At 57.8% G+C, this 20871-nt stretch carries 19 protein-coding genes; all 19 read left to right on the forward strand.

Annotation, left to right across the window (positions count from 1 at the left end; genetic code table 11):
- The first annotated feature begins 121 nt into the window (after nucleotides 1–121).
- Entirely contained in the window at nucleotides 122–2851 is a 2730-nt protein-coding gene (locus GH975_RS12235) for a methyl-accepting chemotaxis protein (RefSeq protein ID WP_153713747.1), read from the forward strand.
- Between the two features lie 144 nt (nucleotides 2852–2995).
- Complete coding sequence (locus GH975_RS06490; RefSeq protein ID WP_153713748.1) at nucleotides 2996–3550, forward strand: hypothetical protein; 555 nt, start codon at nucleotides 2996–2998, stop codon at nucleotides 3548–3550.
- A gap of 21 nt (nucleotides 3551–3571) precedes the next feature.
- Nucleotides 3572–4774, forward strand: coding sequence for a methyl-accepting chemotaxis protein (locus GH975_RS12240; protein WP_153713749.1), 1203 nt, complete (start codon nucleotides 3572–3574; stop codon nucleotides 4772–4774).
- Nucleotides 4775–4861: 87 nt separating this feature from the next.
- A complete protein-coding gene (locus tag GH975_RS12155; protein ID WP_246164690.1) occupies nucleotides 4862–7588 on the forward strand; it encodes a methyl-accepting chemotaxis protein in 2727 nt (908 codons plus the stop codon).
- A 169-nt stretch (nucleotides 7589–7757) separates the two neighbouring features.
- Nucleotides 7758–8609, forward strand: coding sequence for a CheR family methyltransferase (locus GH975_RS06505; protein WP_246164691.1), 852 nt, complete (start codon nucleotides 7758–7760; stop codon nucleotides 8607–8609).
- Complete coding sequence (gene cheD / locus GH975_RS06510) at nucleotides 8606–9244, forward strand: chemoreceptor glutamine deamidase CheD (RefSeq protein WP_153713750.1); 639 nt, start codon at nucleotides 8606–8608, stop codon at nucleotides 9242–9244. The genes GH975_RS06505 and cheD overlap by 4 nt, the downstream gene beginning before the upstream one ends.
- Before the next feature lie 9 nt (nucleotides 9245–9253).
- Entirely contained in the window at nucleotides 9254–10291 is a 1038-nt protein-coding gene (locus GH975_RS06515) for a protein-glutamate methylesterase/protein-glutamine glutaminase (RefSeq protein ID WP_211365780.1), read from the forward strand.
- A gap of 7 nt (nucleotides 10292–10298) precedes the next feature.
- On the forward strand, nucleotides 10299–11498 hold the full coding sequence (locus tag GH975_RS06520) for a methyl-accepting chemotaxis protein (protein WP_153713751.1): 1200 nt from the start codon (nucleotides 10299–10301) through the stop codon (nucleotides 11496–11498).
- 54 nt (nucleotides 11499–11552) lie between these two features.
- Nucleotides 11553–11888, forward strand: a complete 336-nt coding sequence (locus GH975_RS06525) for an STAS domain-containing protein (RefSeq protein ID WP_153713752.1) — start codon at nucleotides 11553–11555, stop codon at nucleotides 11886–11888.
- A gap of 161 nt (nucleotides 11889–12049) precedes the next feature.
- On the forward strand, nucleotides 12050–13441 hold the full coding sequence (locus GH975_RS06530; protein WP_170272575.1) for a flagellar hook-length control protein FliK: 1392 nt from the start codon (nucleotides 12050–12052) through the stop codon (nucleotides 13439–13441).
- Nucleotides 13442–13461: 20 nt separating this feature from the next.
- Nucleotides 13462–14049 (forward strand): flagellar basal body-associated FliL family protein, encoded by a 588-nt coding sequence (locus tag GH975_RS06535; RefSeq protein WP_153713754.1) that lies wholly within the window; start codon nucleotides 13462–13464, stop codon nucleotides 14047–14049.
- Nucleotides 14049–15053 carry a flagellar motor switch protein FliM gene (gene fliM, locus GH975_RS06540; RefSeq protein WP_153713755.1) on the forward strand — a complete coding sequence of 335 codons (1005 nt, stop codon included), beginning with the start codon at nucleotides 14049–14051 and terminating at the stop codon, nucleotides 15051–15053. Before GH975_RS06535 ends, fliM begins: the two co-directional genes overlap by 1 nt.
- Nucleotides 15050–15478: a flagellar motor switch protein FliN gene (gene fliN / locus GH975_RS06545; RefSeq protein WP_153713756.1), complete on the forward strand. Its 429-nt coding sequence runs from the start codon at nucleotides 15050–15052 to the stop codon at nucleotides 15476–15478. Before fliM ends, fliN begins: the two co-directional genes overlap by 4 nt.
- Nucleotides 15479–15796 carry a flagellar biosynthetic protein FliO gene (gene fliO, locus GH975_RS06550; protein WP_153713757.1) on the forward strand — a complete coding sequence of 106 codons (318 nt, stop codon included), beginning with the start codon at nucleotides 15479–15481 and terminating at the stop codon, nucleotides 15794–15796. It begins immediately after the preceding gene.
- The gene (gene fliP, locus GH975_RS06555; protein WP_153713758.1) at nucleotides 15793–16530 is read left to right on the forward strand and encodes a flagellar type III secretion system pore protein FliP; all 738 of its coding nucleotides are present in this window, start codon (nucleotides 15793–15795) and stop codon (nucleotides 16528–16530) included. Before fliO ends, fliP begins: the two co-directional genes overlap by 4 nt.
- A gap of 1 nt (nucleotide 16531) precedes the next feature.
- On the forward strand, nucleotides 16532–16801 hold the full coding sequence (gene fliQ / locus GH975_RS06560) for a flagellar biosynthesis protein FliQ (RefSeq protein ID WP_153713759.1): 270 nt from the start codon (nucleotides 16532–16534) through the stop codon (nucleotides 16799–16801).
- A complete protein-coding gene (gene fliR, locus GH975_RS06565; RefSeq protein ID WP_246164692.1) occupies nucleotides 16798–17580 on the forward strand; it encodes a flagellar biosynthetic protein FliR in 783 nt (260 codons plus the stop codon). Before fliQ ends, fliR begins: the two co-directional genes overlap by 4 nt.
- On the forward strand, nucleotides 17573–18715 hold the full coding sequence (flhB, locus tag GH975_RS06570; RefSeq protein ID WP_153713760.1) for a flagellar biosynthesis protein FlhB: 1143 nt from the start codon (nucleotides 17573–17575) through the stop codon (nucleotides 18713–18715). Before fliR ends, flhB begins: the two co-directional genes overlap by 8 nt.
- 54 nt (nucleotides 18716–18769) lie before the next feature.
- Nucleotides 18770–20863, forward strand: coding sequence for a flagellar biosynthesis protein FlhA (gene flhA, locus GH975_RS06575; RefSeq protein ID WP_272482778.1), 2094 nt, complete (start codon nucleotides 18770–18772; stop codon nucleotides 20861–20863).
- Nucleotides 20864–20871 lie beyond the last annotated feature (8 nt).

Consider the following 20871-nt stretch of genomic DNA (forward strand, 5'->3'; position numbering starts at 1 on the left):
CGCCCCGTGCGGGCTTTTTTACGCTACGCAAAAATATCAGTTAAAGATCAATCAACTAGTGCCGATAACTTATAAATCCCCCGAGCTGTTCGCGGGGTTTGAGAAGAATTAGGAGTCAAGGATGTTGAGCCGCGTCAATAATCTACGAGTTGGGGTCAAGCTGTGGCTGATCGTCGGCTTGCTTACTGCGATCGTGCTGGGGTTTTCGGGCGTGTACTACCTTCAAACCAGTGACAGCATCCACTTCAGCGAGAAAGAAGAATACGGCAACCACTACATTCAAGCGCTAAGGCCCATCTACAAAGGCGCGACCGAACACCGCGAGGCGGTCGTTGGGCGACTGTTACACTCGCCCCTGGGCAGTGTTGAAGCCGCCAGCGCGCAAGCCGTCGAGCAAGGATTTGCCGGCGCCCGCGACTTTGACGCCTACCAAGCCGGCGAGCTAAAGATCGGATCGCGGCTGGACGATTTGGCGCGCGAATGGCAATCCGTAATGGCGCTGTCATCCACGTCCAAAGACATCGACGCGGTGGTCACCGCGCATACCCACTTCACCGACAACATGGTGTCGTTGGTGGCTTACGTCGGCGACACCTCGAATCTAATTTTGGATCCGGACTTGGATTCCTTCTATCTGATGGACTATGTGGTCTTGCGCGAGCCGGCACTGCAAACGTTGGCGGGCTTGGCCGGCAATATCGGCGCCAAAATTATCTCCAACGGCGTTGTCTACCCTGATTTGGCCCGCGAACTGACGGTCACACAGGTTCGCCTGGAAGACGCCTTCGGTGCGGGCACCACCGCGCTGCTGACGTCGGGCGACAATAACGCCACCGTCAAAGGCATCGTCGCGCCCTTGGTCAGTGACCTAAATCAAGCCCGCGACGACGCACGCACGGCAATCAATGATGTGCTGGCGGGACGCTATCAGGGTGAGCCTTCGGATTTCGCGACCTTGATGCTGCAATTGGCCGGCGCCAACGAGCGAGCCGGCGACGTCGCCTCTCAATGGCTGGACTTACTGCTCGACGCGCGGATTGCCAGCATGCAAAACACGATGTTCAGCGTGCTGATTGGCGTGTTCGTTTTGCTAAGCGCGACCCTGATCATTGGATATTTTGTCCTGCGCAGCATCGCCCATCGCATGACGCTGATTTCGGGCTACTTCGCCGGCATTCAAAATGGCGATCTAAACCAAACGATCGTCATCCGCACCCAAGATGACATGGGTGCGTTGATGGGCAATCTGTCAACTATGCAGACCCAACTGCGTGAAAAAATCGAGCGCGAAGCCATTGTTTCGGCCGAAAACAGCCGAATCAAACAGGGGCTGGACAATGTCTCGACCAGCGTCATGATCGCAGATGGCGATGGCAACGTGATTTACTTAAACGATTCCGCCCACGCATTGATGCGCACGTCCAGCGACAACCTGAGCAAACAGATCAGCGGGTTCCGCCACGACGCCATCGTGGGCACCCGCTTTGACGATTTTCACGCCAACCCAGGACACCAACGCAATATACTGGGGAACCTGCGCGGTACCCATCGCACCGAAATCACGGTCGGCAACCAGGTCTTTTCATTGATCGCCAATCCGGTTTACGACGACAACGAAGTGCGTTTGGGCACCGTGGTTGAATGGGCCGACAAAACCGAAGAACGAGCGGTCGAAGCGGAAATCGGTGAAATCGTAGAAAAAGCCGCCAACGGCGATTTGTCTGCACGTTTGGACACGGCCAACAAATCCGGCTTCTTCAAAGCGCTGGGCAGCGGCTTGAATAAACTGACCGAAGGTTCGCAGGCCATTATCGCCGACACCAACCGCGTCATGTCGGGCATGGCACGAGGTGACCTAACCGGTCGCATCGACGCCGACTACCGTGGTGAATTTGGTGACCTGGCGGACGCGGTGAACCAAACCATTGCCCAGATGACGGGGGTGATCGAGCAGATCACCAACTCTTCCGAACAGATCCGCGCCGGCGCCGAAGAAATCGCACAGGGCAACTCGGACCTGTCGCACCGCACCGAACAACAGGCCTCGAGCCTGGAAGAAACCGCGTCCAGCATGGAAGAGATGACCGGGTTGGTTCGCCAGACCGCGGAAAACGCGCGTAACGTCAATGAGCTTGCGGGCGGCGTGCGCGACAACGCCTCCGAAGGCGGTCGTGTAGTCGAGCAAGCAGTGACGGCGATGGAGGCGATCAGCGATTCGTCCAAGCGCATCAGCGACATTATTACGGTGATCGACGAGATCGCTTTCCAAACCAACTTGCTGGCATTGAATGCTGCCGTCGAAGCCGCCCGAGCGGGCGAGCAAGGGCGTGGATTTGCCGTGGTTGCCGGTGAAGTCCGCAGCCTGGCACAGCGCAGTGCGGAGGCCGCCAAAGAGATCAAGGACTTGATCCGCGACTCGTCGGCAAAGGTCGACGACGGCACCCAGCTCGTCAACAAATCAGGTGAAACGCTGCAATCCTTAGTCGGTTCGATCGCCGAAGTCGCAGACCGAGTCGCCGAGATCACCCGGGCGGCCGAAGAGCAAAGCTCGGGCATCGAGCAGGTCAACACCGCCGTATCGCAAATGGACGAGATGACTCAACAAAACGCCGCCTTAGTCGAGGAGGCCAGCGCCGCCGGCGAGAACATGGCCGAACAAGCGCGCAGCATGAACCATGCGGTTGGCTTCTTTAAGGTCGCAGAGGGCGCAACCGGCGCTCGTACGGCAACGACCCACGCTCGCGCCGTGCCAAAGGCTGCAACACCCAAGGATGCCTCGGCACCCACCGGTGTCCGCGCCACGGCGGCGGTGCACACCGCCAGTGACGACGACGATTGGGACGAGTTCTAGTCAACTGCTACAGGTTGTAACCGTGAAGGGCTGCACAATTTGTGCAGCCCTTTTTCGTTGCACCTCAACCTAGGCATCAAGCACCCGTTAACAAAGGGGTGCCCCAGGGAACGGCGGCACATCATTGGCTTAAAGGAGTCCAGCATGTTGGCGCGCTTATCATCGATCCCAGTCGGCACCAAACTAAAAGTCTCATTTGCTTGGCTAATTGCGATCATTCTGGTGTTCGCGTTCTCGTACTATCAACAGACCGATGACGACATCCACTTCAGCCGCCAGGAGCTTTACGGCAACGCCTTTATTGGCGACTTGCGCCCACTACTGCGCGATATCCCCGAGCACCGTAGGCTGACCCATGCGGTAGAGCTGGGGAACGGCACCCTGGCTGGGCAATTGCCCGCGATTCGGGCGTCAATCGGCGATACCTTTGAGCAACTGCACCGGTTTAATCCGGCGTGGGCCGCGGACATTCAAATCGGCACCCAGGTGGACAGCCTCGAACAGGCATGGACGCAACTGCGCTTGGATGCTGAATCGCATAATCGGGCCGAGCAATTTACGGCCCACAATCAGTTGATCGGCCAGATCCAGGCCACCATTTTCCAGGTCGGCAAAACCTCAAACCTATTGTTAACGCCCGACCTTGACTCGCACTTTTTGATGGACAACATCGTCCTGCGCTCGCCGGCGATGGGCTAATACGTCGGCCAAGCGCGCGGCATGGGCGCCGGCATTATCGAACGTCAGTTCATTTCCGCGAGCGAGCGTAGCCAACTGGAGGCCATCCGAGTGCGCCTGCACGATGCCTTGGTTGGGGCGGTCGCCTCGTTGCACGCCGCCGGCGAAAGCACGCCAGAACTTGCCGGACAGCTAGCGCAGGTCACCCAGCAGCTGGAGCTGCGCGGGGCTGAGGCCGAGGGTTTGTTGCAACGCGTGGTCGCCGAAGATTTTAGCGGCCTCACCAGCGCCAGCTACGTCGACGCCATGAGCGCGGTCATCGCGGCCAATAACCAAGCCGTCGAGCAGTCAGCAACCTTGATTGAAGCAGTCGTCAGTGGCGTCTCGGCCGGCGACCTGTCCAGCCGGATAAACGAGGGCGATAAGGTTGGGTTTTCGTTAAGCCTTGCACGCGGTATTAACACCATGGCCACCGGTGCTGCCCAAATCATCGACGAAACCAACGGCGTGATGGCCGCGATGGCCCAAGGTGACCTGACCGGCCGTGTCAGTGAAGGCTATCAAGGTCAGTTTTCAGATTTGGCCGACAACGTCAACCGCAGTATCGAACAGATGACGGCGACCATTGACAAGATCTTGCAATCGTCCGAACAAATCCGCGCCGGCGCCGAAGAAATCGCTCAGGGCAACTCGGACCTGTCGCTGCGCACCGAACAGCAAGCCTCTAGCTTGGAAGAGACCGCGTCGAGCATGGAGGAAATGACCGGGCTGGTGCGTCAAACCGCTGACAATGCCCGTAACGTCAACGAGCTAGCCGGTGCTGTCCGTGACAATGCCGCCGACGGCGGTCGCGTGGTACAGCAAGCCGTGACGGCAATGGAGGCCATCAACGACTCGTCCAAACGCATCAGCGACATTATTACCGTGATCGACATTACCGTGATCGACGAAATCGCCTTTCAAACCAACCTGTTGGCCTTGAACGCGGCGGTCGAAGCCGCGCGTGCCGGTGAACAGGGCCGTGGCTTTGCGGTCGTCGCCGGCGAAGTCCGAAGCCTTGCCCAGCGCAGCGCCGAAGCCGCCAAAGAAATCAAAGACCTGATCCGTGACTCCTCAACCAAAGTCGACGACGGCACCGCCTTGGTCAACCGATCCCGTCCAACCCCAGCCGAAGGCCATCGGCTAACCGCCGCACGCGACGGACTGATGACGCCGTGCGACGTTGCACGGCTTTTTTATAAATAAGTATTTAGTTAGCAAAACATCGGCCGTTACCTACTTTAATGCTGTCCAACCATCGGTCCGTGATGGCACATCTATTTGGAGAATCCAATGTTCAGTCGTTTACCCATCGTGCCGGTCGGCACCAAGCTACGCATCGCGTTCACCTTGCTGGTGGTGATTATTTTAGGCTTTGCCGGTGCGTATTTTATGCAGACCAAGCAGACGGTCGCATTTAGTCAAAAAGAAGTGGTCGGCAACGCCTACATCCGTGCCGTACGCCCACTACTGACGTACATTCCACAGCACCGCGGCACCACCAACGCGGTCTTAGCGGGTAACGACAAACTCGCCAGTCGCTTGCCGGGGCTGCGCTCGAAAGTCGCGGCATCGTTCACGGCGCTGGAAAACGTGGACCCGGACTGGGCGGACCTGTTGGCGATCGGTAGCCGAGTCAACGACCTGAAACGCCAGTGGGCGTCACTTAGCCAAGGCGACCAAGGACGCTCGGCGGCGGATGTTTTTGCCGCGCACACGGCCTTGGTGTTAAACGTCAAAGACTTAATCAGCTATGTCGGTGACACCTCGAACCTGATTTTGGACCCGGATTTAGATTCGTATTATCTGATGGATAACATCGTAGTGCGCTCCCCAGCATTGGGTGAGTTCGCCGGCCAAGCGCGTGGACTCGGCGCGGGCATTGTCGCCCGCGGCGTACTGACGGCGACCGAAGCGGAAAAACTCCAGGGCCTGCAAATTCGCATCGAGGATGCATTTGCCGGTGCCATGAATGCGCTACAAACTGCTGGCAATAACAACGCCGACGTTGCCAAAAAAATACAAGGCCAGCTCACCACCTTGAGCGCCCGTGGCAACGAAGCGGAGGCCCTAATCGCACGGATCATGAATCGCGACTTTACCGGCATGACCTCGGCCAGCTACTTTGACGCCATGACCGCAGTCATTGCCGCCAATGGCGCCGCGGTGACCGAGTCAGCCATTCTGCTGGACGGTTTGCTGGCGGATCGGATCGATGATTTCAACAATGCCCTTTACACCACCTTGGCGGTGGTCGCGGTCATGGTGGTTTTCGCGGCTGCCTTCACCCTGAAAACGATGGCGTACCAAAATGCGCTACTGGCGCGGGTCAACAACCACTTTGAGGAAATCCGCGCGGGCAATTTGGACCAGAGCATCATCGCGCGGACCACGGATGCCTTTGGCAAGCTGTTTCAAGGGTTGGCTGAGATGCAGGACAGCCTGCGCGAAAGGCGCGCCCAAGATCGATTGGCGCTCGAAACCAGCAGCCGTATCAAGCAAGGCTTGGACAGCGTTAACACCAGCACCATGATCGCCGATGCCGATGGCAACATCATTTACTTGAACCGATCGGCGCAGGCATTGATGACCTCATCAAACGACAACCTGCGCGCCATCCTGCCGAACTTTGACCACAACACCGTGCTCGGTTCCAACTTTGATATTTTCCACGCCAACCCCGCGCATCAGCGCAACTTGTTGGGCAACCTGACCGGCACGCATACGTCCGAAATAAGCGTCGGCACTCAGATCTTCCAGCTGATCGCCAACCCCGTGTTTGATGATGACAAGCAGCGTCTGGGTACCATCGTTGAGTGGGACGAGCGCACGCTGGAACGCGCAGTCGAAAAGGAAATCGAATCAATCGTCGGCCAAGCCTCAAACGGTAACCTGTCCGCCCGAATTGCCGAGCACGACAAGGATGGCTTTATGCTGACGCTGGCCCAAGGCGTCAACAAAATGGCTGAAAGCGCCGAGGCTATTGTCGGCGAAACCAACACTGTGATGTCAGCGATGGCGGCGGGCGATTTGACCCAACGCATCACCAGTAACTTCGAAGGCCAGTTCGGCGAGTTGGCTACCAATGTCAACCAAACCATCGCCCAAATGACCTCGACGATTGAACAGATCTTGCAGTCGTCCGAGCAGATCCGTGCCGGCGCCGAAGAAATCGCCCAGGGAAACTCGGACCTGTCACACCGTACCGAAGAACAGGCCTCGAGCCTGGAAGAAACCGCGTCGAGCATGGAAGAAATGACCGGTTTAGTCCGTCAAACCGCGGAAAACGCACGCAACGTCAACGAGCTTGCCAGTGGCGTACGTGATGACGCCGCAGCCGGCGGCGATGTGGTCAAAAAGGCAGTGGATGCCATGGGCGCCATCAGCGAGTCGTCCAAGCAAATCAGCGACATCATCACCGTCATCGATGAAATCGCTTTCCAAACGAACCTGTTGGCGTTGAACGCCGCGGTCGAAGCGGCACGGGCGGGCGAGCAGGGACGCGGGTTTGCCGTCGTCGCCGGTGAGGTGCGTAGCCTAGCTCAACGCAGCGCCGAAGCTGCCAAGGAGATCAAAGACCTGATCCGCGACTCGTCAAACAAGGTCAGTGATGGCACCCAGCTGGTCAATCAATCCGGAGAAACCCTGCAGTCATTGGTCACCTCAATCGCCACGGTGGCCGACCGTGTCGCCGAGATCACACGGGCCGCGGACGAGCAGAGCTCGGGGATCGAGCAGGTCAACACCGCGATTTCGCAGATGGACGAGATGACCCAGCAAAACGCCGCGTTAGTTGAGCAGGCCAGTGCCGCCGGCGAAAACATGGCCGAACAGGCTCGCCAGATGGTCGCCGCAGCAAACGTCTTTAAAGTCGACGGCAGCGGCGGTACCGGAGCTCGCACTCCCGCCCAGGTGACACCAGCGCCGCCACGCGTACAGCCCAAACCGGCGCCCGTCTCCAGCCCGAGTCGACACGACGCCCACTCGGTCTCGGACGACGACGAATGGGATGAATTCTAACGCGCGACAGGTCGCCAAAAGCCCAGCAATCGCTGGGCTTTGCTACGGAACCAGGTCTTACAAACGTGTCGATGCGGTTCAAGTTCAACTAATCCTCGCCGTTAACAAGTAGGAATCCTGCGGTTCGGACCGGCTGGTTCGACACCCCAACAACCAAGGTCGAAGCTACGTGAATCAAGCAGTGAGCGCATTCGGCGCCGAAGCCAACAAACGCGAATTTCTGATGACCCAGTCAGACTTCAATCGAATCGTGCGTATTGCCCACGAATCGACCGGAATTGTGCTGTCTGATCACAAAAAAGAAATGGTCTACTCACGCTTGGCCCGACGTATTCGCCGCTGCCAACTGGGAAGCTTTTCTCAGTACTTGGAGTTGATTGGAAAGGACCCTGAGGAAACCAACGAGTTCGTTAATGCGCTGACGACGAACCTGACCTCGTTCTTCCGCGAAAACCACCACTTCGAACACATGCTGGCGACGTCACTGCCGGACCTACTGAAACGCAACGGTGGCAGTCGGCGACTGCGGGTGTGGAGCTGTGCCGCGAGCACCGGCGAGGAGCCTTATTCAATTGCCATGATGCTCCGCGAGTTTGGCTTTGATCGGTCGTGGGACATAAAACTGTTGGCCACGGACTTGGACAGTGCCGTACTAAACACCGCACGCGCTGGGCTTTACAACGAAGATCGGGTCAATGGCATGAACCCGGAGTGGCGCGACAAGTACCTGACGCGTCAGGGCGATGGTCACTGGAGCGTCAACGATGACGTGCGTCGTCTGGTCAGTTTCAAACGGCTGAACGTGCTTGAAAAGTGGCCCATGAAAGGCCAATTCGACATCGTTTTTTGCCGCAACATTGTGATCTATTTCGACAAAGACACCCAACGCGTTTTATTCGATCGGATTGCCAATCAAATGGCACCCGAGGCATGGCTGTACATTGGCCATTCCGAGACGCTGCACCGCGTAACTGAGCGTTACCAAGGGCACGGGCAAACTATTTATCGGAAAATAAAATGAGTATTTTGACGCCGCGCCCGGCCAAGGTCGACTTCCCCAAAACCTTACCCGGGTTCGAGCACGTCAATCGCTTTTGGGACAACACCCACCAGCGCTATGCCGCCAAGATCATGCCAGGCGAATTCTATGTCTCCAGTCGCACGGACGAGGTCATCGCAACCGTATTGGGTTCGTGCATTAGCGCCTGTGTCCGTGACCCCATCGCCAAAGTCGGCGGCATGAACCATTTCATGTTGCCGGCCACCGAAGAAGCTAACTTTTTAGGCGCAGCCACCCGTTACGGGCAGTGGGCAATGGAGTACCTGATTAACGAGGTGCTTAAGCAGGGTGGGCGACGCGAACGCCTCGAAGTCAAGATATTCGGTGGCGGTCAGGTGCTGTCAAACATGACCGACATTGGCAAAAAGAACATCGATTTTGCCCGCGACTACCTGCAAAACGAAGGTTTGCGCATTCAAAGCGAAGACGTCGGCACGGTGTTCCCGCGCAAGGTTTTGTTTTTTCCTGACTCCGGTCGGGTCCGCGTAAAACGCTTGAAATCGACGCGCAACGACACCGTCGTCAAACGCGAAACTGAATACCTACGCACCATTCAAAAGCCGACGGACACCGCCGGCGAAATCGAATTGTTCTGAGGATTACACGTGGCAAAAATACGAGTTTTGGTGGTCGACGATCAGGCACTGGTTCGGCGCATGGTGACCGCAATTTTAGAGCAGGATCCGGAAATTGAGGTGGTCGGCTTGGCCGCGGATCCACTTGAGGCACGTACGCTGATCAAGCGGCTCAACCCCGACGTGGTCACGCTGGACGTGGAAATGCCAAAAATGGACGGCATTACCTTTTTAAAGAACTTAATGCGGTTGCGGCCAATGCCGGTGGTCATGATCTCGACGCTGACACAAAAGGGCGCACCAACCACCCTAGAGGCCCTCGAAGTCGGCGCGGTCGACTATGTGGCAAAGCCGTCCAACCAATCGCCGGGACAAATCGAAGCCTACGGCGAGGAAATCATCAGCAAGGTCAAGGCGGCTGCCAGCGCCCGGGTCAGCATCGCCCGTGCAGATACGCCAACGCCTCGCGTTGCGCTGGAAAGCCAGCGCTGGGACACCCGCCGCCTGATTGCCATTGGTGCCTCTACCGGCGGCACCGAAGCCATTCGCAATTTATTACAGGGCATCAGCGCCGACTGCCCGCCGATCGTGATTAGCCAACACATCCCGCTCGAATTCAGTGAGTCCTTTGCCAACCGTCTGGATCGCCAATGCCCGATGAAGGTCTACCACGCCGAGGACGGCATGCCGATCAAACCCGGCTGCGCGTACGTCGCACCAGGTAGCCACCATCTACTGATTTCCGGCCGCGGCGACGCGCTCACCTGCAAGCTCAGTGACAGCGAACCGGTCAATCGCCACCGCCCAAGCGTGGACGTCATGTTTGACAGCGTGGCCGAAAAAGTCGGCGATCGTGCGATCGGCGTCTTATTAACGGGCATGGGTGCTGATGGTGCGCGCGGATTGCTAAAGCTAAAGGAAAACGGGTCGATGACCTATGCACAAGACAGGGACAGTTCAGTCGTTTGGGGAATGCCCGGCGCTGCGGTATCGCTTGGCGCGACCGACGGTGTTTTTCCCCTGGACCACATGGCAGACGTCCTAGTCAAAGCCGCTTCCAAGAAATGAGAGTTCTATGAATCAATGGATCGAGCACAAATGGACAACCCCGGCACTGTTAGGTGCCACCGCGGTGGTCGCCACTCCGTTCAGTGTCCCGGCTGGTGCCGCGCTGATAGCTGGGGCGGGTCTGTCCGTCGTCCTCACGATGCTGCGACGCTCGGATGAAGAGATCCGTTTGGCTGCGGACAACGGCGCTTCGCCGACCGACGACGCCGAAGCGCTGCGCGAGTTGGTTGAGGCCGTCGGCGCCCACATGCTCATTAAGGTCGCGGACACGTCAAATTTTGTGTCGGCCGACTTGACCAAGACGCATGACCTCGTGGGTGATGCCATGGCTAACTTGAACACCTCGTTCATGGGCCTTAACAGCCAAACCTCCGTCCAAGACCAGATGGTTCAAGCGCTGATCTCAAAGCTGTCCGGCGTGGTTCAAGACTCCGACGCACCGGATGCGTTAAAAATCGAGGACTTCGTCACCGAAACCGAGGAGGTCCTGACTTACTACGTCAACATTTTGATTCAGGTTGCCAAACACGGCGTTCAAACCGTAGAGAAAATTGACGACATGGTGATGGAGATGGAACGCATCCAACAGCTGGTTGTCGACATCAAAAGCATTGCCGACCAAACCAACTTGTTGGCGCTGAACGCGGCGATTGAAGCGGCGAGGGCGGGTGAAGCTGGCCGCGGATTTTCAGTCGTGGCGGATGAAGTACGTAAGCTAAGCGCGGATTCGAACAAGTTTTCGGACCAGATCGACTCGCAAGTTCACACCATGAAGCGCACCGTCAGCGACGCCAAAAAGATCGTTGAAGCGATGGCGGCCACCGACATGACCACGGCCATTAACAGCAAGGGCCGTATCGAGGACATGCTGACGCGGCTGAATGCATTGTCGGAATCATTCTCGTTTGAGCTCGAAAAAGTCGGCGGAATCAGTCAGGACGTTAACGAAAGCGTCAATTTGGCCGTTCAGTCCATGCAGGTCGACGATATCGTCAGCCAGTTGTTGATGCAGGCCCATCGTGCATTGGAGAGTCAGGACACTATTTTGACCGAATTCATGCCGGTACTGGTACAGGCTGCAAACGGTGAGTTAGCGTCCAATCAGATACGTACTATAGCGCAACAAATACGGACCCGTAGTGACGAAGAGACCCGACAAGCTGTACCCCAAGGTACACTCGACGAGGGCGAGATTGAACTATTCTAGACGTAGCAAACAGGAGGGCTATCCATCAACGCCCTTATTTACAAAGGAACGTCAATGTCGGTTTCAACCAGTTTTCTAAGCGCCGAATCGCGCCTGACCATTCGCGTCACCGGGCGCTTTGGGTTTTCACTGCACAAAGCCTTCCTAGATGCCTTCCAAAAGTTCGGCAGCGGCGCCCGTTGTTACACGGTTGACCTGACGGATGCCGATAGCGTCGACTCGTCGGCACTGGGCATGATGCTGTTACTGCGTGACTTCGCCGGTGGTGACCGATCCAACATTACGGTCGAGGGTGCCAACTTGGACATCGAAAAGGTGCTAAAGATCACCGCGTTCGATAAGTTATTTCATATCCCGGGCCTTAGCATCCGTGATCTCGAAACCGTCTAATTGGCACGCATATTGCTAAATTGTCACTAACGCCAACTTAGTGACGGATTTAGTGCATGACAGACATCGCGATAGCACCCACAGCTCCAGTAGCCTCCTATAGCAGCGCGTCCAAGGCCACAGGCTCCAGCCTCAAAAGCGGTGGCGAGTTCGCGAACTTGATGAACCCAATAAAATCCGCCGCTGCAGGGACCACAAACGGCAAGTTATTGCCGGTCGCCCAGCCCGCTTCGGTGGCGCTCACAGTTTTGGTCGCCGCACTGCCGATCGAGGTCAGTGACGGGATTCAGGCCTCGTTGGCCGCGTTTCTTGAAACCGCTGGCATTCCCAGTACCACAACGCAAATCCCAGATGCCGTCATGGACGCCTGGATTGAGACCGAACTGCCATTGCTGGCCGTCGAATTACCGGCGCTGGCGGATGCGCTTGACCAATTGACGACGATCGCAGCCCCGTCGCCCACACCCTTGCCGTTATCGATCCCCCCCGTGGAAGCGACAAATTCAGCCGTGCCCATGCGTGTTGCCGCCACCGAAACGCCCGCCATCGCGAGTGTCACAACCCGCACCGCATCGCCCGAGCGTGCCGACACCCAACGCAACTTCATCGCGCTGGCTGCGGGGACGCGGGCCGACTCGGCCTCAACACTGCCCAAAGCGAGCCTTGCGCCGGTTGCGACCATGGCAGTACCAACAGCCCAGGGCGCGATTACCCCAGATGCAGCCGGCCTGATCGTGACGACGCGTGAACCGTCTGGGCTGAACAAACCCGAACAGACAGCGCTGTCGCGCCTGGCTAACGCGCTCAACACCCAGAGCGCCCAGACGCCCGCGAATACAGCGAGCACGGGCTACGTGCCGCTGGCGACGCTCAATTCAGCGCTACCGGCGCCCGCTATCAGTCAAGTTGTTGACGAGGTTAACGCGATGATCGGTAGCCCCGGCGCAGCACGCCCCGAGGCGCCCGTGATCAGTACGGCCCGTATGCCCACCGACGGCAGTCTTGGTCTAGCGGAGAACGTGACCGAGGGCCGGTTGATGGCAGCCCGCGTGGAGGCTTCAGCCGCCGCGCCGGCCCCGACGCGCGCCGAAGCCCCAGCCGCGCCTGTGGCGGGTGACACCAAGTTGCCGCACTTCGATGACCCCGCGTGGCTGCGCAGTGTCGGCGAAAAGGCCCAAATGATGCTGCGAAATGCACAGCCCGAGGCACGACTGCGCCTGGACCCGTCTCACCTGGGCACCATCGAATTGAAAGTCGCCCAAGGTAACGACGGCACACAGATCACCATGGTGGCGACGGACGGGCGCGTACGCGATGCGCTCGAGGCCGGCCAAAACCGTCTGCGCGACCAACTGGCAGAGCAGGGCGTTAGCCTGAGCCAGTTCGACGTCAGTGATCAGGCCCAACAACAAACCGCACGCGACAGTGATGACCAACCTCAGACCGGTCAAGGACAGGCGAGCGCTGATGTTGATAGCCTTTCGGACTCCACTGATGACAAGTCCGCTACGTCCCTTGCCGCCAACGATCGATTGGTCGATCAACGCGTTTAACCACAGGATTTAATAAGCTCATGGCCGACGAAGACAACCTCAAAACCGACGATGCCGATGACAGCATCGACAGCGGTGGTAAAAAGAAACTCATGATCATGGGCGCGGCCGGATTGTTGCTGCTCAGCATCATCGGCGCGGCCGTGTGGTGGTTCATGTTGCGCGACACCCCAGCGGAGTCTGTGTTGGACGCGGACGGCAACGAGATCGTTATCGAGGGCAATGTCGCAGCATCGGTTGACGGCGACCAGGACGGTCAAGGGCCCGACATCACCGAACCCGATGCCGGTCCGGCCGAGTACGTCAGCGTAAGACCGCCGCTACTGACCACGTATTTTCAGGGTGAGCGTGTGCGTAACTTCCAGCTCAAATCGACCCTTGTAACCCGTGACTCAGCCACTGCGGATGCAATCCGTGCGCACATGCCCCGGATTGCCGACGCCTTTGCGATTCATTTGCGTCAGATGAGCTTAAAACAGGTAATGGATGCACAGGTTCGACTGGACCTGCGTGAACAACTCACGACCATTGCTAATGATGTCCTGAGCAAGGCCAAATCGGCGGCAAAAGTCGAGGCGACCTTGTTTGAACAGGTGGTGGTCCAGTAATGCAAGATATCCTAAGCCAAGATGAAATCGATGTACTGCTGCATGGCGTCGATGACGGCGATGTCGACACGGACGAGGGTGTCGATGACGGCTCGGCCACGAATTACGACCTGACCAGTCAGGACCGGATTGTTCGTGGCCGAATGCCGACCTTGGAAATGATCAACGAACGCTTCGCTCGCTACACCCGAATCAGCCTATTTAACCTATTACGGCGCACGGCGGATGTCGCCTCCAGCGGCGTCCAAGTCCTCAAGTTTGGCGAGTACATGCACACACTGTACGTTCCAACCAGCTTGAACCTAATTAAAATCAAGCCGTTACGAGGCACGGCGCTGTTCGTGATGGACGCCAAATTGGTCTTCAAACTGGTCGACAACTTTTTTGGCGGCGACGGTCGTCACGCCAAAATCGAAGGCCGTGAATTTACGCCGACAGAAAATCGGCTGGTCCAAAAAGTTCTGGATCAAATGTTCGTCGATCTAAAAGAAGCCTGGCGCACGATTATGGACCTGGAATTCACTTTCGTGAACGCCGAAGTAAACCCAGCCATGGCCAACATTATCAGCCCGTCCGAGGGTGTCATTGTCTCGACCTTTCACATCGAGCTGGATGGCGGCGGAGGGGAATTGCACCTGACGTTCCCGCTGTCGATGATCGAACCGATCAAAGACATGTTGGACGCCGGTATTCAGTCCGACGTTGATGACGTTGATGACCGCTGGGTCGCGACGCTCCAGCAAGACATCATCGAGGCGTCGGTGCCGGTGACCTGTCGCGTTGCCCAGACCACGCTGACACTGCGCGAAGTCAACAAACTAAAGGTCGGCGATGTGATACCGATCGAAGAGCCCAAAGAGGTCAAGTTGATCGCCAACTCGATTCCGACTTTTGTTGGCCGTATGGGCCAGTACAAAGGCAACTACGCGGTCCAGGTCGAGCGGCCCATCAGCCGCGATCGACCCACCGCACAACCCTTCAACCTAAAGAAAGGTAAGTCATGAGTGACGACAATCAAAACATTGCAGACGACCTGATTGCTGACCTCGCGGGCGACACCAGCGACGGCGGTGATGCACTAGCCGACGAATGGGCGGCAGCGCTGGAACAACAGGACGATACCGCGCCTGCCGGCTTTGACGAGCTAAGCCCGGGTGGCAACGGCGACAACCCAGAGCTGGAAGTGATTTTGGACATTCCGGTGTCGATCTCGATGGAAGTCGGGCGCACCCAGATCCCGATTCGCAATTTACTCCAACTTAACCAGGGATCGGTCATTGAACTGGATCGGTTTGCCGGTGAGCCGCTGGACGTATTGGTCAACGGCACGCTAATAGCGCAGGGTGAGGTGGTCATGGTCAACGAAAAATTTGGCATCCGATTGACCGATGTGTTGAGCCCATCCGAACGCATCAAAAAGCTCAAATAGATGGACGCCGGAAACCTGTTTGGCGTGTTCGCCGCGTTGATCGTCGTTTTGGGCGTGATCGTCGGTGGAGCCTATCTAATTCGGCGATTTGGCGGCCAACTCGCCACCAACCCCGGCCCGCTGCGAGTGCTTAGCTCGATCAACGTCGGCACGCGCGAGCGCGTGGTGCTGATTCAGGCGGGCGACGAGCAGTTACTATTGGGAGTCGCACCGGGTCGCGTGGAATTATTAAAAAACCCGACGACGCCGATCGATGTCCCGGCGCCTGCCGCATTCGCCCAATCCCTATCCAGCGCGCTGAACCGAGGCCGCCAATGATGCGTTATCTGTGGCTGTTGCTGCTGCCGCTGAGTACCATCGTCGGTGCCGAGGACCTAGGCATCAAGGCCTTCACCGTGACCCAGAACGCGAACGGTGAAAACGAATACTCGGTGACGCTGCAAATCTTGGCGATCATGACCGCACTGTCGTTTTTGCCCGCGGTGGTCATGATGATGACAGCGTTCACCCGAATCATCGTGGTGCTTGCAATCTTGCGTCAGGCGATCGGCCTGCAACAGTCACCGTCCAACCAAATCTTGGTCGGATTGGCGATGTTTTTGACGTTTTTCATCATGGCCCCGGTGTTTGCCAAGATGAACGAAGCGGGCTTACAGCCGTATTTGAACGAAACCATGGGCTCGGTCGAGGCCTTGAACGCGGCGATCGTGCCACTCAAAGCGTTCATGCTGGCGAACACCCGCGAGGTCGACCTGCAACTATTCAGCGAGATGGCCGGCGTCGCCGCGTTTAACGGTAACCAAGATGTACCCCTACAGGTATTAGTACCGGCATTTGTGACCAGCGAGCTGAAAACCGCGTTCCAGATCGGCTTCATGCTGTTCATTCCGTTTTTGGTCATCGATTTGGTTGTGGCCAGCGTACTGATGGCGATGGGCATGATGATGTTGTCGCCGATTATCATCAGCTTGCCATTTAAATTAATGCTGTTTGTTTTGATCGACGGGTGGGCCATGATTATGGGCACGCTCGCGAGCAGTTACGGAGTCTAGGATGGCACCCGATGCAGTCGTCAACGCGTTTAGCGAAGCCCTGTGGCTGATTGTGCTGATGGTCTGCGTGATCATCCTGCCAAGTTTGTTCGTCGGTTTGATTGTCAGTGTGTTCCAAGCTGCAACCCAGATTAACGAGCAAACGCTGTCGTTTCTGCCGCGACTGCTTGCGACCCTGATCGCCGTCTCGGTCGCCGGTCCTTGGCTGGTGCGCCGGATGATGGAGCACTTCAACGGTATTTTGGCCTCGATCCCCGGGATGCTTGGGTGAGCATCGGCGAAGCCGACCTGATCAACCAACTGATGAGCACGCTGCTTGCGATCTTTCGCATCGGTGCGTTCTTTGCGGCCGGCCCTATATTGGGCGCAACCTTCATCACCGGCCCGGTGCGTGCCGGTCTGGCCCTGATCATGGCCTTGATTATCCAGCCCCTAATTCCCGCCGTACCCGCGATTGATCCGCTCAGCATTCAGATGCTGGTGGTCATCGGCCAGGAAATCATGATGGGCGTGGCCATGGCCTTTGTGGTTCAGCTGCTGTTTCAAATGTTCGTCTTGGCAGGTCAAGCGATCGCCATGCAGGCAGGTCTGGGCTTCGCCAACATGGTGGACCCCTCCAACGGCGTGTCGGTGCCGGTGGTGTCGCAGTTTTACTTAATGATGGTGACCTTGCTGTGGCTGACTTTAGGCGGGCATCTGGTGATGATTCAGGTGCTGGTCGACAGCTTTACCGTGCAACCCATCGGAAATATTCAAAATCTAGTTCAAGGCATGGCGCTGTTGCCCGAACTGGGCAGCTGGTTGTTTGCCGGGGCGCTACTGATTGCACTGCCGGCAATCGCCGCGATGCTGATCGTTAACCTCGCCTTTGGCATCATGACGCGTACCGCCCCCCAGCTGAACGTATTTGCCCTCGGCTTTCCGTTCACGTTGCTGTGTGGTCTGTTGGCGATGTACATCGGCTTGGACGGTTTCTTGCCGCGCTTTGAAGTATTCGCCGCCGAAGCGCTGGGTTACGTCCGCGAAGTGATGAGTGGGCGCGATGGCTGAAGAAAACGAAGACGGCCAAGAAAAATCCGAAGACCCCTCCGAGCGACGCCTCGAAAAGGGCCTTGAAGACGGCCAAGTTGCGCGCTCAAAAGAACTGGCGACGCTGCTGAGCTTGATGTTCGGCATGATCGCGATGTATTTCGCCGGCTCCATGTTGGCTGAGGCCCTGGCTGCGATTGGCCGAGATGCCTTCACCATCAGCCGCGGCGAGTTGGCCGACAAAAGCAGCATGGCCACGCTGCTGGGTGAATCCAGCCGCGCCGTGATCGGCGGCATTATTGTGGTCGGCGGCGCCGGCATGATCGCCGCGATCGCCGGCAACTTGGGCGTCGGCGGCTTTTTGTTAAGTGCCAAATCCTTGATGCCCAAAGGCTCACGCATGAACCCGCTGCAGGGGCTCAAGCGTATGTTCAGCGCCAATTCACTGGTCGAGCTGGTCAAGAGCGTACTCAAAGTTGCCTTGACTGCCGGCATTGGCGGTGCGGCGCTGTGGGCCCAGCTCGATATCCTGTTGTCGCTAGCGGACATGCCCATTGAACAGGCGATTGAAAAAGCCCTGACGTCGGTGTTGCTAACGGTCTTGTACATGGTGTCCGGGCTGATCTTGGTGGCCGCATTGGATGTGCCGTACCAGCTGTACGAGCACAAGAAAAAAATGCGCATGACCCTGAAAGAGGTCAAGGACGAATTCAAAGAAACTGAGGGCTCGCCGGAGCTGAAAGCACGAGTGCGCCAAGTCCAGCGCGAAATGGCCAATCGCCGAATGATGCAAAAGGTGCCCGACGCCGACGTCATCGTCACCAACCCGACCCACTACGCGATCGCGCTCAAATACGACCCACACGGTGGCGGCGCGCCGACCGTACTGGCCAAGGGCAAGGACGAACTGGCCATGCGAATCCGCGAAAAAGCCAGCGAACACGGCATCGCGCGCTTGGAAACGCCGCCTTTGGCCCGTGCGCTTTACCACAGCGTCGACATCGACCAGGAAATTCCAGCCGGACTCTACGTCGCCGTGGCCCAGGTGCTGGCCTACGTGTTCCAGCTAAACGAACACTTCAAGGGCCGCGCCCAGCGCCCAGCGCACCCCTCAAACCTGCCCATCCCGACCGAATTCAGGGTCGACCCCGACTAACTGGCACGCATTTCGCTTTGACCCACGGAGAACCGTCAATTTTAAGGAGCCTCCGTGGCTGCAGTGTTACCCAGTATTAGTGGCATCCGCTCACAGCTCGCCGTTCCGATCATGGTGCTGGCACTGCTGGGCATGATGATATTGCCGCTGCCGGCTCTGGCCCTGGACATGCTATTTACCTTTAACATCACCCTGTCGCTGGTGGTGTTGCTGGTCACGGTGTACGCGCGCAAACCGCTAGACTTCGCTATTTTCCCGTCCGTTTTGCTGGTCGCAACGCTGCTCAGGCTGGCGCTGAACGTGGCATCAACTCGGGTCGTACTACTGAAAGGCCACGAGGGTGGTGATGCTGCAGGTAAGGTCATCCAGTCGTTCGGCGAGGTCGTCATCGGCGGCAACTACGTGGTCGGTTTGGTGGTCTTCCTGATTTTGATCATCATCAACTTTGTGGTCGTCACCAAGGGTGCCGGTCGAGTCTCGGAAGTCACGGCACGTTTCACCTTGGACGCTATGCCCGGCAAGCAAATGGCCATCGACGCCGACTTAAACGCCGGTATATTGACGCAAGAGCAAGCCAAAGCGCGGCGCCAAGAAATCGCCCAAGAGTCCGAGTTCTATGGCTCGATGGACGGTGCCAGTAAATTCGTCCGCGGTGACGCCGTCGCCGGCATCCTGATTTTGATCATTAACATTGTTGGCGGTTTGGCCATCGGCGTGGCACAACACGACCTGGCCTTTGCCGACGCATCACGCATCTATGTGCTGTTGACGATCGGCGATGGCTTGGTCGCACAGGTCCCTTCGCTGTTGCTGTCGACGGCCGCGGCGATGATCGTGACCCGTGCCACCAGCGACGACGACATGGGCGTTCAGGTGCGCAACCAGCTTGGTTCACCCAAGGCGCTGGCGATCGCATCGGGCGTGTTAATGGTCATGGCGATCGTGCCGGGCATGCCCCACATTGCCTTCGGGCTGCTGTCGATCGGCGTCGGTGTGACTGCGTACTACCTAAACCAGCGGCCGACGGTATCGGTCGAGTCCGAGCCCAAGGTGCCCGGCGCGCTGTCCGACGGTATAACGAACGAACCGGGCGCAGCACGCGCACCCGTTAACGACCCCTTGCCGGAGCTGTCGTGGGACGACGTCGAGGCGGTTGACCGCATTGGATTGGAAGTCGGGTATCGCCTGATTCCGCTGGTCGATCGTGGGCAGGGTGGGCAGCTATTGGCTCGGGTCAAAGGCGTGCGCAAAAAACTGTCGCGCGAACTGGGCTTTCTATTACCCAGTGTTCACATCCGTGACAATTTGGAGTTGTCACCGACCGCCTACCGCTTGACGCTGAATGGGGTGGCCGTGGGCGAGGCGGAGATCAACCCTGACATGGAAATGGCGATTAACCCCGGCCAGGTGTTTGGCAACTTGGACGGTGAGCGCACCCAGGACCCCGCGTTCGGCTTGGACGCCGTCTGGATCCCCGAATCGCGCCGCGATCAAGCCCAGTCCCTCGGGTACACCGTAGTCGATGCGTCAACCGTGGTCGCCACCCACTTGAATCAAATTCTGGTCCAGTCAGCTCACGAATTATTGAGCCACGATGACGTCAACCAGCTGCTCGAAAAATTGCGCGACACCTCGCCAAAGCTGGCGGAAAACCTGGTCCCGGAGTCGGTTAGCCTCAGTCAGTTGCTGCAGGTATTGAAGTCACTGCTGCGTGAAGAAGTCCCGGTGCGCGACTTCCGCGGCATCGCCGAAGCGCTGACGGCTGCGGCGCGGCAACATTTAGCCCGGGTGATTATTGACGGGATCAACGGCAACGAATCCGAACTGCGCGTCATTGCCCTGGATCCAGAGTTGGAACAGTTATTGCTAACCAGTGTACAGCAGAGTCAGCAATCTGGCGGTGCTGCCGACGAGGCCGTCATGGAGCCGCAACTGGCGGAACGTTTGCAGCGGTCATTGATTGCCGCCGCCGATCAGCTCGAAATGGAAGGGCGACCACCGGTGCTGCTGGTATCCGCCCCCATTCGACCGCTACTGGCTCGATTTGCGCGCTTTGGCGCACGCACGATGCACGTTCTGGCGTACCAGGAAGTGCCAGAGAACAAACAAGTGACCATTGTGGCCAACGTCGGCCAACAGGGCGCATAGGAGCAAGA

The organism is Litorivicinus lipolyticus, from assembly GCF_009650135.1.
Taxonomy (GTDB): Bacteria; Pseudomonadota; Gammaproteobacteria; order Pseudomonadales; family Litorivicinaceae; genus Litorivicinus; species Litorivicinus lipolyticus.